The sequence below is a fragment of the Candidatus Thiothrix sulfatifontis genome, assembly GCA_022828425.1.
GTDB classification, from domain to species: domain Bacteria; phylum Pseudomonadota; class Gammaproteobacteria; order Thiotrichales; family Thiotrichaceae; genus Thiothrix; species Thiothrix sulfatifontis.
Genome location: CP094685.1, coordinates 1,593,149 through 1,606,602, shown reverse-complemented (window position 1 = coordinate 1,606,602; position 13,454 = coordinate 1,593,149). Strand labels below are relative to the sequence as shown.

The following is a 13,454-nucleotide window of genomic DNA, read 5'->3' as shown; positions in this document are numbered from 1 at the left end:
GCCCCGCTGTTAATCACTGTTGCAAATATCAATGGCAGCCATATTTTTTTCGCGTTTGGTTTGTTGTTCATCATTCCGTAAAGCCTCTAATTCAGCAAAATAGTCACCGTTTTCGCCGGTGGCATAATGCCCGGTGAATACCGAGCAGTCGAAAGCCTTCAAGCGCGGGTTGCCCTTACTCACTGCCGCAATCAAGTCTTCCAGTGACAAATACACCAAGCGATCCACGCCGATGGCTCGCGCCACTTCCTCTTCGGTACGCCCGTGCGCAATAAGTTCCTTCGCCGCTGGCATATCAATGCCGTAAATATTCGGGAACTTGATCGGCGGTGAGGCAGAAGCAAAATACACTTTTCGCGCCCCGGCATCGCGTGCCATTTGCACAATTTCTTGAGACGTGGTGCCGCGCACAATGGAATCATCCACCAGCATGACATTTTTACCCTTGAACTCCAGCGCCAGCGAATTGAGCTTTTGGCGTACCGATTTTTTACGCTGCGCCTGCCCCGGCATAATAAAGGTGCGCCCAATGTAACGGTTCTTGATAAACCCTTCGCGGTACGGCACGCCGAGGGTATACGCCATTTCCAACGCCGAAGTACGGCTGGTATCAGGAATCGGAATGATCACATCGATGTCATTATCCGGCCATTCACGCATCACCTGTTCCGCCATTTTGCGCCCCATGCGCATCCGCGCTTTATGCACAAACACATTGTCAATGATGGAATCGGGGCGGGCAAAATACACGTACTCAAAAATGCAGGTGTTATAGCTGGGATTCTGCGCACATTGGCGCGTAAACACCTGACCATCAGGGCGAATAAAAATGGCTTCACCCGGCTCAATATCACGCACCAAACGGTAGCCTTGCACATCCAAGGCCACGCTTTCGGAAGCCAGCATAAACTCTTTGCCCAATGGCGTTTCGCGCATCCCGTACACCAAAGGGCGAATCCCATTCGGGTCACGGAAACCCACCAAACCATCACGGGTCAACATCGCCACCACTGCATACGCGCCTTTGCAACGCCGATGCACACCTGCCACTGCTGCAAAAATATCTTCCGGCATTACCCGCAAGGCATCTTGGCTAAGCAATTCCTGTGCAAACACATTCAACAAAATTTCAGAATCGGATTCGGTGTTGATCTGGCGGCGATCCTGACGGTAAAGCTCTTTTTTCAGCACATGCGCATTGGTCAAGTTGCCATTGTGCGCCAACGAAATACCGTAAGGGCTGTTCACGTAAAACGGCTGGGCTTCTGCTGACGACGAAGACCCCGCCGTTGGGTAACGCACGTGCCCTATCCCCATTTTACCTTGCAGCATCGCCATGTGACGTTCATTGAAAACGTCTTTCACCAAGCCATTATCACGACGCAGATACAGCTTTCTGCCATCACTGGTTACAATTCCTGCGGCATCCTGTCCACGGTGTTGTAAAACCGTCAAGCCATCGTAAATGGCCTGATTAACAGGTTCATGACCGATAATCCCGATAATTCCGCACATATCAACCCTTCCGGTGAAACGAAAACGTCATATTCTAACCTTGTCAAAACAAAACAGCCATGCACGATTAAGCGCATGGCTGCATGATTCACTCGCTATTCTTTCCAGCCCTAAGGTTTTTTAGAAAAAATACCGGGCAATTCTTCCGGGAGCTTATTGGGGATCATTTCCTTCAGCGTGGCTGCGGTTTGCTCAAACCACGGCATTAACCGCGACTCTCGCCACCACGTTGCATCGGAATACTTCCCCACTGCGCTAAACAGCAATACCAACAACGTGACAATCAAGCCACCCCGCAAAATACCAAACGCACCACCCAACAGATAATCCACGCCCCCCAAACCAACGGAAGACACCGCCGCACTCAATAAGTGATTGATAATAGAACCGATAATCAACACACCCAAAAAGATGACGATGAACGCAATCACCACTTGCCCCAATTTACCCTGCCCCTCAAACGGGACGTGTACCGCCAATTGCTCGTAGTACAAAAAAGCAAACCCCAACGCCGCCAGCCAAGTGATCAAGGCAAACGCCTCTCTCACAAAGCCACGAATCAGCCCGATCAGTGCTGACAAAGCAATCAAGACAATAATGCTTGCATCCAAAATATCTGCTGTCATGGCTATTATTTGCTGCTAGTCACATAACTTTGTTGAATCGCTGCGTTCTGCTTGTAACGCGATTTCATCTTCGCTTGCGCCGCTTCAGCCGCCGCGCGATCAGCAAACCCAGTGACATTGACGCGGTAAACAGTCTTACCATTAACCGTAGCCGTTGATACCGCGACATTGTAGCCATCTGCTTTCAGCGGGCCAGCAGCCGCATCTGCTTTCGCCTTGTCCGCACTGGCTAACACTTGAACAGTGAAATTGCCTGCGCCGCCACCTGCCGCTAATGCAACCGATTTAGCAGCAGCCGCTTTTTCAGCCTCAAGCTTAGCGGCTTTTTCGGCAGCGGCTTTTTTAGCAGCCAGTGCAGCAGCCGCTTTTTCTTCCGCTGCTTTTTTAGCAGCCTGAGCAGCGCTGGCTTCTGAAACGGCTCTCGGTACGGGCTTCTCATTCACTAGCACGACTTTGCTGCTAGGCTTTTTCTCTTCAGGTGCAGCCGTAGCCGCAGGCTTATCTTTCTGAGAGGCAGACGGTGCAGCGGCTTGACTGGTTTTGGTCTCAGCCACCGGCGCTTTAGTCGCAGCGGGCGCGGGTTGTTGTTCAGCCACTGGCGCGGCAACTGGCGGCGTACCGGCTTTCGCATTGCCCGTTCCCATGCTACCCGTGCCATCTTTCACTTTGCCATCCGTGTCGACCACATCGCGCACTTCGTCGCCCGCGACCGGGCGCACATCAAAACCCGTGGTATTAGGAACAGTATCCGGCAGTTTAACCTCAACCCCCGGAATGACATTAAGACCACCGGCTTGTTGAGCGGTGCCTGCATCTTGCGTTTGTTGTGCAACGTCAATGCCAGCGCCTTGTTGCTGAGCCACCGCATTGGGGTCATCGCCGATAATTGTGGGTTTTTGATCATCACCACCAACGCCGGGGAAGCCCAGAATCGGCTTGGTTTCAGCCGTTTGATTCATTGCCATGTCTTGCTGACCGTCACGGTTTTTGCCTTTCAGCAACCATGCCAACAGTAATGCGGCAACGAGTACCAACACGACCGCGCCAATCATGCGTTTGGTTGTAGCCTTATTATCCATTTAATTCACTGCTCCTTTGTAATCTGACACTCAAAAACTGTTGGTTGGTGCTGTTAACGAATATCTATTTCCAGCATGGCGGATACTACCAGAAAAGAGCCGAATGCCACCACTCTGTCCTGTTTTTTTGCCTTTAAACCTATCACATGCCACGCACGCTCGAAATCAGAGTGCCCGTGAATAGGCTGGCGGATACCAGTGGCTCGCATCAGCGCTAACAGTTCGTGATGACGCGGGGCGCGTTTGCTCGACAAGGCCACCACATGCCACTCATCCACTTGCGCTGCCATGATTTCCAACACGCCGACAATATCCTTATCTGCAAGTATAGAAAAAATTGCGAATGTTTTGCCGTTTACTGGATTTTTTTTCAGCCATGCTGCCAATTGCGTGGCGGCATGGGGGTTGTGCGCCACATCAAGGATGACTTCTGGCGCGGCTAATATGCGCTGCATCCGCCCCATGAGGCGCACGCTGGCTAAGCCTTCGGCAATAACGGCGGGGGTAACGGGTAGTTTTTCTGCCAATTGTTGCAAAGCAGTGACCACAACGGCGGCATTTTGGCGTTGCACCTCGCCCACTAACGCGGGTTGCGGCACATTATCTGCGCTAAAATCCCGCCCGTATTGCCACAACTGCGCTCCGATGCGGGCGGCTTCGCTGGCAATGCTGGCGGGAGGTTGCGGGTCGCCGCAGATTACTGGCTTGCCTGCTCGCATAATCCCGGATTTTTCATAACCGATGGCTTCACGGTTGTCGCCCAGCCATTCCACATGATCAATGCCGATACTGGTAATCATCGCGACATCCGCGTCCCACAGATTGCACGCATCCAAACGCCCGCCTAAGCCGACTTCCAATACCATGACATCGACCTTGGCTCGCAAAAAACACCACACCGCCGCCAACGTCCCAAATTCAAAGTAAGTCAAATCAATGTCATCACGCGCCAGATCAATCGCGGCGAACGCGGCACAAATATCCGCATTGCGCACCGGCACGCCATTCAATGCAATGCGTTCATTATAACGCAACAAATGCGGGGAAGTGTAAGTGCCAACGCTATAACCTTGCAGTGACAAAATCCGGGTCAGCATCGCGCAAGTAGAGCCTTTGCCATTCGTACCGCCCACTGTCAACACCGGCACGGGCAAGTGCAGCAAGCCCATGCGCTCAGCCACGCAACGAATTCGTTCCAGCCCCAGCTTGATTTCGGTCAGAAATTGCGTTTCCTGCCAACGCAGCCAATCATCGAGTGTTTTTGTCTTCAAACCGCGTCCAACACCGTGGTATTAATCGGGCAAGGCTTGTGCTGCATAAGGGATACCAAATCAGCAACCGTGGCGCGCATATCCCGCCGGTGCACAATCATATCAATCGCGCCTTTTTCTTGCAGAAACTCGCTGCGCTGGAAACCTTCCGGCAGTTTTTCACGCACCGTCTGTTCGATCACGCGCGGCCCGGCAAATCCGATCAAGGCTTTCGGCTCACCAATGTGAATATCGCCCAACATCGCAAAACTTGCCGATACCCCGCCCATTGTCGGATCAGTCAGCACCGAAATAAATGGCACGCCTTTATCGCTCAAGCGTGTCAATACCGCACTGGTTTTGGACATTTGCATCAATGAAAACAACGCTTCCTGCATTCGCGCCCCGCCACTCGCCGCAAAGCAAATGTAGGGAATCTTGTGCGCCATTGCCGCTTCCGCGCCACGCACAAAACGTTCACCCACCACTGACCCCATTGACCCGCCCATGAAACGGAAATCAAATGCCGCAGCGATCAGCGGCACATTCAAAACAGTGCCTTTCATGACAATCAACGCGTCTTTTTCGCCGGTTTCTTTCTGCGCTGCCAGCAAACGGTCTTTGTACTTTTTGGTATCACGGAATTTCAACATGTCAATGGGCGCGACATTGATAGCAATTTCCTCACGCCCGTGCGGGTCGAGAAACACCTCTAAACGCCGCCGCCCTGAGAGGCGCATGTGGTGATTGCACTTGGGGCAAACGTCCAAGTTGCGTTCCAGTTCCGCCCGGTACAATACCGCTTGGCAGGATGGGCATTGATGCCACAGCCCTTCAGGAATGGACTTCTTTTCAGTATTGGTCGCATCGGTACGGATGCGTGATGGCAGCCGCAGTTTTTCAAACCAGCTCATGTATTCTGTTTACCCCTAGGTTCAAGCATCCAGCGCCGTGCGCATGGAAACCAGCAAATCACTGATATTGTCCATAATAGCAGCATGGTCATGCGGTGTCGCTTCGATCAATTTGATGACCGCACTGCCGACCACCACGGCGTCGGCGGTCTTTGCGACGGCGGCGGCGGTGGCAGCGTCTTTGATGCCAAAACCCACGCCCAGTGGCAAATCGGTGTGTTGACGGATTTTAGCGATGTGGGCGACGACTTGCCCCACATCCAACGTGCTGGCACCCGTCACACCTTTCAGCGACACGTAGTAAATGAAACCGCCACCGGCTTGCGCCACGGTTGCAATGCGGCGTTCTGGCGTGGTCGGCGACAATAGGAAAATCGGGTCAATGCCGTGTTCACGGAACAACGGCAATACGCCCATGCCCTCTTCCGGCGGTAAATCCACCGTCAGCGCACCGTCCACACCCGCTGCTTCGGCGGCTTTGGCAAATTCGGCGTAACCCATGATTTCAATCGGGTTCAAATAGCCCATTAGCACCACGGGCGTAGTTGAGTCAGTTTGGCGGAATTCTGCCACCATGCCGAGGATGTCGTGCAAACTGGTGTTGTGCAATAAAGCGCGTTCGTGCGCTTGCTGGATCGTGGGGCCATCCGCCATTGGGTCGGAAAACGGCACACCGAGTTCGATGATATTGGCACCGGCAGCCACCATGCGGTGCATCAACGGCACGGTGATCGACGGGTGCGGATCGCCTGCCGTCACGTAAGGAATCAATGCGGTTTTGCCCTGCGCTTTGAGGGCGGCGAAACAAGCGGCGATGCGACTCATAGCGTAATGCCCTCCAGCCGTGCAATGGTGTTGATGTCTTTGTCGCCACGCCCGGAGAGGTTGACGATAATGCTTTGATCTTTGGACATGGTAGGCGCCAGTTTCATCGCATAGGCCAGCGCGTGACTGGTTTCTAGCGCCGGAATAATGCCTTCGATGCGGGTTAAGGCGTGGAAACCTTGCATGGCTTCCGCATCCGTCACCGACACGTAGTTGGCACGACCGATGTCTTTCAACCAAGCGTGTTCGGGGCCGACACCGGGGTAGTCCAATCCGGCGGAAATCGAATGCGTTTCAATGATTTGCCCGTTGTTGTCTTCCATTAAATAGGTGCGGTTGCCGTGCAATACGCCCGGTTTGCCTGCGCATAATGGCGCGGCGTGCTTGCCGGTTTCGATGCCGTCACCGCCTGCTTCCACGCCGTAAATGGCGACGGATTCATCCGCGAGGAAGGGGTGGAACAAGCCGATGGCATTAGAACCGCCACCGACGCAGGCGAGTAACGCATCCGGCAAACGCCCTTCCTGTTCCAGAATCTGTTGACGCGCTTCACGCCCGATCACGGATTGGAAATCGCGTACCATTGCGGGGTATGGGTGCGGGCCTGCGACCGTGCCAATGATATAGAAGGTATCATCGACGTTCGTTACCCAATCGCGCATCGCTTCGTTGAGCGCGTCCTTGAGAGTTTTTGAGCCGGAGGTGACAGGGACGACGGTTGCGCCGAGCAATTTCATGCGGAATACGTTGGGGGCTTGGCGTTGCACGTCTTCTGCGCCCATGTAGACGATGCATTCCAACCCTAAACGTGCAGCAATGGTGGCGGAGGCTACGCCGTGCTGACCTGCGCCGGTTTCAGCGATAATGCGCGTCTTGCCCATGAATTTGGCGAGCAAGGCTTGACCGATGGTGTTGTTAATCTTGTGTGCGCCGGTATGGTTCAGATCTTCGCGCTTGAGGTAAATTTTTGCGCCGCCGAGTTCGCGTGACCAGCGTTCTGCCAAGTACAGCGGGCTAGGGCGACCGACATAATATTTGAGGTCGCGATCGAATTCGGCTTGAAAAGCGGGGTCGTTTTTGAGCTTTTCGTAGGCTTGTTCGAGTTCGTAGATGGGTTCCATCAACGTTTCTGCGACGAAACGTCCGCCGTATGCGCCAAAATGCCCGGCTTTATCCGGCATGGCGTTCCAGTTGTATTCGCTGAATTTCACGTTACCGCGCTCCTACGTAGAAGATCGTAAAAACGGGGTAAGTTAGCATAAGTGGTAAAACCTAGCTATGTTGCGGTTGGGTTATCAACGCACAATCGCTTTGGCAATCACTTGAATTGGCAGGAACATCGGCAATGGCTCAGGTCTGCTACCCAATTCACCGCCAACACAGGCTAATGGTTCAAACCCCAGTTTGGTATAGTTGCGCGGCACATTCGGCGATGTAGCTAGAACCAACGTAATGCCGGAACTGATTTTGCCCTGCGAACCGCTGGAAAAAACGATCCAATTCAATGTCGCCACTGCAAAAGTGGGAACGTTCATCGTGGCTTTCCAGCCGCCGAACTTGCACGACTAAGGCGTCTGGCATCTCACTCCCCAGCCATCAACGCACGTAACGCTGGGGTTGGTTCTTCAGCAGATTCCAGCCGATCTGCCAGTCGTAACATACTCGCTTCGGTGATGATGAGACGGGCGGGAATGATTACATCCTCCGGTATTTCACGCAGGGCTTGCAGAAAATGTTGCAGGGCGCTCTCAATCATGAACGCTTTGGTTACACCTCGGCGTTTGACGTAGGACTCGATTTGCCCTTTAGTCTCTTCGGAAATGTAGGCGGAAATTTGAGTGGTGGCTGTCGCTGTCATGGTTTCATCCTCTACAGATTTGTAGAAATCTCGTGAGGATTCTAGTCTTAAACGGGGGTTTCTACAATCTAACGGAGAAGATGTACAGCCTAAAGCCTGCAATCACGCGGCTTGTTTCACGGGCGTGATGTGCATATCAACGTGAATATCGGCAAAGGGGCATTGCAACGCGCCTTTATCGGTACGTTCCAGCAAACCTAGCTCTACCAAGGCTTGTGCATCTTCGTGTACCCGTTTCACATCGCGCCCCACGTAGCGGGCAAGTTCACGCACACCCATTGAGCCTGCTTGTTGCAAGGCGTTTACGATGTCCCAACGGCGTTCAGTCAGGCGGGAAAAGAATGCCGCAGGGGTTTGGAAATTGAGGGTTTCGCCCTGATAGCGGGTGTGTTGCGCGAGTTTTCCGGCGGCGCGTAAGGCAGCTTTCCAATCGGCTTGTAATGTGATGGTCAGTTTGCGCTTTTCCATTTTTCTACCTCTGCCAGAAAATCTTCGATCAATGGGTCGATGCCGGTAAATGTGTAGGGATATTCAGCGTCATTTAGATGGAAATGATCACCTTTGCCGCGTTCGTTATCGAAACCCACTACACGCTTGCCATCGACGATATAAACCAGACGATATTTGTAGCCGTGCGTGGTCGGAGGTACAGGTTCTGGCACACGCCAAACCACTAACTCAATGCCATCGCCGGTGGGCGATATGTCGCGGAAACGGGTAATTAACTCGGCTTTCATGTTGGCAATATAGCCAACAATCTAAATGGCTGTCAACAGATGACACTTGAACAGTGCAGGTCATCACACCTGATTCTTCACAATCCAACGAGCGAATAATTCCACTGCCAAGCGGTAACTGCCCTCTGTACCCTCCACAATTTCCTTGCGGATGAGGCTTTGGATAGCGGGCAGAAAAGCAGCATCTGCCAACACTGATTCCGTTTTGCCCGTCGCTAATGCCCGCATCACTTGCTGTTCTGTTGCGGAATTATCCTTGCGCCATGTATCCGAGAAGTAGGCGGAGGCTGAAACCAGCGTTTTTTCCAGTGCGGTGTTGAGGTCGTCCGGGGTGGCGGTGGTTTGTTGTTTGCTGTTGAGGTAGTTGACGAGTTCGGAGGCTACCGCTTGCAACAGGTAAGGCTGGCAATGGGTGATACGGATGATGTCATCCACCACGCCCGCTGCGTAGTGCAGTTCTGGCACGGGTTTGGTCAGGAGTTCGCGGGCAGATTCGGCATCCAAATAGCTGAGTTCGAGGGTGCGGGTATTGATCAGGTAATTCGCCCAGTTCAGGCGGGTTAGCTCTTCAAAACGGTGGCTACCAGACACGAGTACAACAATGGATTTGCTGTGCTGGATCAGGTTACGCAGCTTGCCCAGCACCTTTTCGGAAATATCGCCGTTGATGATGGAGTTTTCCAGCTCTTCGTATTCGTCGAAAGCCAGCAGAATGCGCTTGCCGCGCTGTTCAGCGATTTTCTGTGCTTGCGTTAAGAACTGGTCAAGTTGGGTGAAGGCGTTTTTATCAAACTGTTCGATTTGCGGTTGACGCAACCCGCGTACTGAATCACTTTGATACAGCACATTAAAAAGATCATGGGCGAGGTTGTAGCAAAAGGCTTGGTCGCTTTCGTGCCATTTCGCATCCTGACAGTCGATGTAGACAGGTTCGAAGCGGCTGCGCGGCAAATTTAGCAAGGTCGAGGATTTACCCGTGCGACGACGACCATACAACAATAATGACGGACTTTGCTCTGTATTCAAGATGTACTTTTCGATTGCCAATAGAATGTCACGCCGCCCAACAAACATGGTATTGTCGCGCTCCTGTAAAGGGCTTCCCGCCACATAAGGGTTTGATAATTCTTGAAGGGAGAATTGTTTATACAGACTTTCTTGCTCTGCTTTAATTATATTCAACCATTTTGTAGCCAATGTTTCAAAGGCTGTACCGACAGGTGCTGCTGTTAGCCTCATTATTGTTCGGAACTTAGTCATTTCTATAACTAGTTCATTTAACACATTCAACTGCCCAACATGGGTTTGACGGTTCTGATAGTCCATCGCTATATTAGCAATGTTATTAAGCTGTTTACGTGTATCCTGCAAGCCTGTTGGCAAGGCTTTATCATCACTTGGGAAAACAGCAAGTACATCATTAAGTATAGCCAATCTAGAAATTGAGTTAATTTCCTGTAAATCCCAGCCAACTACGACAACAAGTGCTTTGAATGCAGCTTTGCGTTGAAGTGGTCGCTCACGAATGATAAAGAAAATTTCATCCAAACCTTGCTGGTATTCTTTTTTTACTATACCTATTAACCACTCTTCAAGAAATGGCAATGGCATCCGAATCATTTTATCCCAATAAACTGGTGAGTTCTTGATAAGTACCAACGAACTACTTTCATAAGTATAATGCCAGTATTGCCACAAGTGTGGAATCAAATAAAAAGGTCTAAAGTATAAAAAAGAGAAGCCAAACAAAAACGCCAAAAAATAATAATTAATAGGCAACACATTAAAAGAATTTTCCAAACCCCAACCTAGTAATACCGCTATTAATGAAAATGGTATTTTTCCAGATAATCCTGATATTGCTCCAAAAAACAACCCAAGAAATAGCCATGAAGCTATTGAAACAAACAACCCTACAAACCCACCTAATAACAACCCAATAAACAAGCCAATCACAAACCCTGCATAGAACCCAAAAAATAAGCAAAATAATACACCTATACAAAGCCCTATAATTAAAAAAACTATAAATATCTTATAGCCACGAAAACTATCATTCAAAAAATTTATATTAAATAATAAATTAACACACTCTCCTCCCTCTATAGTTAAAAAAAATATTAATAAGGCAACCATAGTGGCTACTGAGTAAGTTTTCAAGAAAAAAATTATAGACTTTTTTTTAGGGAATTTTTTTGTTTCTTCATCTAATAGTAAAGGATCAAAGAAAGCCAAGTATAAATAACGAAACTCTTTATGGATAAATTTCAGCATGGTTATTGTCCTGTAGCCAGATCGCGGACGGCTTTGATGAGGGCTAACTTCTCACCAATACTTTCGACCGAAAAGAAGCTTTTCGTTCTGCTTAATTTACGCCAATCATGTTCACCGCCCAGAAACTGTTTGTACACTTTCGCGGTTTTATCCAGCATTTCGTCATTACTCCATGCAAACCCATTTTCACGCCATTGCAGCAACATATCGCAAAAGATTTGGACTTTGAGCGGGTGCGCCTCTACATACCGATTAATGAAATGCAACTCTTGGGGGGTAAATTGTGCAATGACTTGGTAATGTGCAATAAACTGCTCAACGTCTGGCGGCGTAAAATCCCCCAATTCAGCAATGGAAAAAATATTGAAAAACGGCGAAGTGAGCTTTTTTTCGAGTGAATAGACTTCCAACGGCAAGCGTGATGCCGTCACCACAGCCAAACGCTGATGATTGCACATGGTACGGAATTGATTGAAAAACTTATCTGAAAATTCTGATGGATTATCAAACAAACCCTCAAACTCATCCAGACACAGAACGACTTTCACGCCTTGGGCGACCAGCGTTTTAATGGCGTTATCAAAAGTGATTAAATTGCGGATGAGTGTGTTGTCATCCTTGATGCCATCAGTCGGCAAATCCAAGGCTTGCAATACAGTTTGCAGAAAATCGACCACCGTTTGCGCACAAGCATCGGTCAGTTCGATATACACAAAGCGGAAACGGCTGTCATCCAAGCGGTCATTGCCCGTCTGAAACAAATGGTACAGCAGGGATGACTTGCCAATACGCCGCTCACCCACCACCGAACAACTTTGCATCGTCTTGAGGCGCGTCACAATGTGCAGCAACTCCGCTTTGCGCCCGATAAAGTCACTGGGATTCTGGATTGTGCCACGCACAGTGAATGGATTTTCCAACACAAACCCTCCAATTTTTCAGCAAGTATAGGTGACAGGTAGAAAGGCAACAATGCCGATTTTGCCAAGCCCCCTGAAACGGTCTACTATCCCCAAAGACACACGACGGAGCATTAATTAACATGCCAGCACTCGCCGCAAAATGAAAATTACCCCAGAACAATACCTTGCCGCAGAAATGGACGCGCCCACCCGCAGCGAATACGTCCAAGGCGAAATCTACGCAATGGCAGGCGCAAGCGACGGGCATGTAACCGTAAACGCAAACTTGATCACCCTGATCAAACCCCACCTACGCGGCTCTGGCTGCAAGCCCTACATCAACGACATGAAAGTGCGCATCGGCACGGATGATGCCTACTACTACCCCGACCTGCTGGTTTCCTGCGACCCTGCCGACCACAAACGCAACTACATCAAACAGTCCCCACTGTTAATCGTCGAGATTCTGTCATCCAGCACCGAAGCCTACGACCGAGGCGGCAAGTTTGCCTTTTACCGCCAATTGACCAGCTTGCAAGAATACGTACTGATTGATCCGCGCACCTACGGCGTCGACGTATTCCGCCGCACCCCACAAAACCGCTGGGAACTGTTCAATTTTGAAGGTGCTGATGCTGAAGTCGAATTTGCCAGCATCAATTTCCACTGCCCAATGCAAGCCGTTTACGAAGACGTGGATTTTGAACTGGTTTAGCAAACATCACTTAAACGGATTTTGAATCACAAGCTGTTCAATCTCCCGCCCATCCTGCATGTCTTCGCTAAACAATATTTGGCAATTCGCCTGCAACGCCGCTTCCACAATTAGGCTATCCCAAAAGGAAAAGGCTTTGCTCTGATGACGTTTCATGGCAGACGCGATAATCATCTTATCCACTTGCACCAAAGGATATTCCGCAAAATCATTAACGATTTCTTCAACCTCTTCGGCTGGAAGTGCCTGCTTACCCATTTTGCTCAATGTGACATACAGCTCTTGTAGCACTTGGGTACTCACGATCAATTGCCCATCACCACCAAACTGACCGATCAAACGTTTGGCAATCGCTTGTTTTTCTGGCTCATTTTTATCGAACGCATACACCAACACATTCGTATCGAAGAATGCCTTAGCGCTCATAAAGCGCTTCCCGTGTCCACTTACGCCCTGCACTACTGAAAGTCGATGCTTCAGCTTTTTTCAAAATACGATCCGTGGTTTGCTGATAACGCTGGTTGCGGCTAATGAACTCCTTGATGAAATTGCGGATGATGGCATTCAACGACGTACCTTGTTGAACCGCTGCGATGCGTGCTTGCTTGAGATCTTCATCATCAAGCGTAATGGTAAAATTAGTCATAAAACAATACCCGTGAAGTCGTGTAACACGGGTTCAGTGTAACACGACATTTTAACACCGTCAGTACATCCATTTTACACAATCCCCGTTAACCTGCTAAAGTTCTACTTAAA

General features: G+C 50.2%; 16 protein-coding genes. 1 reads left to right on the top strand and 15 read right to left on the bottom strand.

Annotated elements, in window-relative coordinates:
* Positions 1-9: 9 nt before the first annotated feature.
* From purF to L3K52_08310, 13 genes are all read right to left on the bottom strand, one after another.
* On the bottom strand, positions 10-1,515 hold the full coding sequence (purF, locus tag L3K52_08370) for an amidophosphoribosyltransferase (GenBank protein ID UOG93726.1): 1,506 nt from the start codon (positions 1,513-1,515) through the stop codon (positions 10-12).
* 110 nt (positions 1,516-1,625) lie between these two features.
* Entirely contained in the window at positions 1,626-2,141 is a 516-nt protein-coding gene (locus tag L3K52_08365) for a CvpA family protein (protein UOG93725.1), read from the bottom strand.
* A 5-nt stretch (positions 2,142-2,146) separates the two neighbouring features.
* Positions 2,147-3,220 (bottom strand): SPOR domain-containing protein, encoded by a 1,074-nt coding sequence (locus L3K52_08360; protein ID UOG93724.1) that lies wholly within the window; start codon positions 3,218-3,220, stop codon positions 2,147-2,149.
* 53 nt (positions 3,221-3,273) lie between these two features.
* The gene (folC, locus tag L3K52_08355) at positions 3,274-4,491 is read right to left on the bottom strand and encodes a bifunctional tetrahydrofolate synthase/dihydrofolate synthase (protein UOG93723.1); all 1,218 of its coding nucleotides are present in this window, start codon (positions 4,489-4,491) and stop codon (positions 3,274-3,276) included.
* Complete coding sequence (gene accD / locus L3K52_08350; protein UOG93722.1) at positions 4,488-5,384, bottom strand: acetyl-CoA carboxylase, carboxyltransferase subunit beta; 897 nt, start codon at positions 5,382-5,384, stop codon at positions 4,488-4,490. Before accD ends, folC begins: the two co-directional genes overlap by 4 nt.
* Positions 5,385-5,405: 21 nt before the next feature.
* Complete coding sequence (trpA, locus tag L3K52_08345) at positions 5,406-6,209, bottom strand: tryptophan synthase subunit alpha (protein ID UOG93721.1); 804 nt, start codon at positions 6,207-6,209, stop codon at positions 5,406-5,408.
* Entirely contained in the window at positions 6,206-7,390 is a 1,185-nt protein-coding gene (trpB, locus tag L3K52_08340) for a tryptophan synthase subunit beta (protein UOG93983.1), read from the bottom strand. Before trpB ends, trpA begins: the two co-directional genes overlap by 4 nt.
* Before the next feature lie 114 nt (positions 7,391-7,504).
* Complete coding sequence (locus tag L3K52_08335; GenBank protein ID UOG93720.1) at positions 7,505-7,744, bottom strand: hypothetical protein; 240 nt, start codon at positions 7,742-7,744, stop codon at positions 7,505-7,507.
* A 47-nt stretch (positions 7,745-7,791) separates the two neighbouring features.
* Positions 7,792-8,067: a hypothetical protein gene (locus tag L3K52_08330; protein UOG93719.1), complete on the bottom strand. Its 276-nt coding sequence runs from the start codon at positions 8,065-8,067 to the stop codon at positions 7,792-7,794.
* 102 nt (positions 8,068-8,169) lie between these two features.
* Positions 8,170-8,535, bottom strand: a complete 366-nt coding sequence (locus L3K52_08325) for a hypothetical protein (protein ID UOG93718.1) — start codon at positions 8,533-8,535, stop codon at positions 8,170-8,172.
* Positions 8,517-8,804: a DUF6516 family protein gene (locus L3K52_08320; protein UOG93717.1), complete on the bottom strand. Its 288-nt coding sequence runs from the start codon at positions 8,802-8,804 to the stop codon at positions 8,517-8,519. Before L3K52_08320 ends, L3K52_08325 begins: the two co-directional genes overlap by 19 nt.
* Before the next feature lie 63 nt (positions 8,805-8,867).
* On the bottom strand, positions 8,868-11,078 hold the full coding sequence (locus L3K52_08315; protein UOG93716.1) for a hypothetical protein: 2,211 nt from the start codon (positions 11,076-11,078) through the stop codon (positions 8,868-8,870).
* Positions 11,079-11,080: 2 nt separating this feature from the next.
* Entirely contained in the window at positions 11,081-12,001 is a 921-nt protein-coding gene (locus tag L3K52_08310) for an ATP-binding protein (GenBank protein UOG93715.1), read from the bottom strand.
* A 139-nt stretch (positions 12,002-12,140) separates the two neighbouring features.
* Between L3K52_08310 and L3K52_08305 the strand changes: the two genes are divergently transcribed.
* Positions 12,141-12,695, top strand: coding sequence for a Uma2 family endonuclease (locus L3K52_08305; protein UOG93714.1), 555 nt, complete (start codon positions 12,141-12,143; stop codon positions 12,693-12,695).
* 6 nt (positions 12,696-12,701) lie between these two features.
* Here the strand turns inward: L3K52_08305 and L3K52_08300 are convergent, their stop codons facing one another.
* Positions 12,702-13,121 (bottom strand): PIN domain-containing protein, encoded by a 420-nt coding sequence (locus tag L3K52_08300; GenBank protein UOG93713.1) that lies wholly within the window; start codon positions 13,119-13,121, stop codon positions 12,702-12,704.
* Positions 13,111-13,341, bottom strand: coding sequence for a hypothetical protein (locus L3K52_08295; protein ID UOG93712.1), 231 nt, complete (start codon positions 13,339-13,341; stop codon positions 13,111-13,113). The genes L3K52_08300 and L3K52_08295 overlap by 11 nt, the downstream gene beginning before the upstream one ends.
* Between the last annotated feature and the right edge of the window lie 113 nt (positions 13,342-13,454).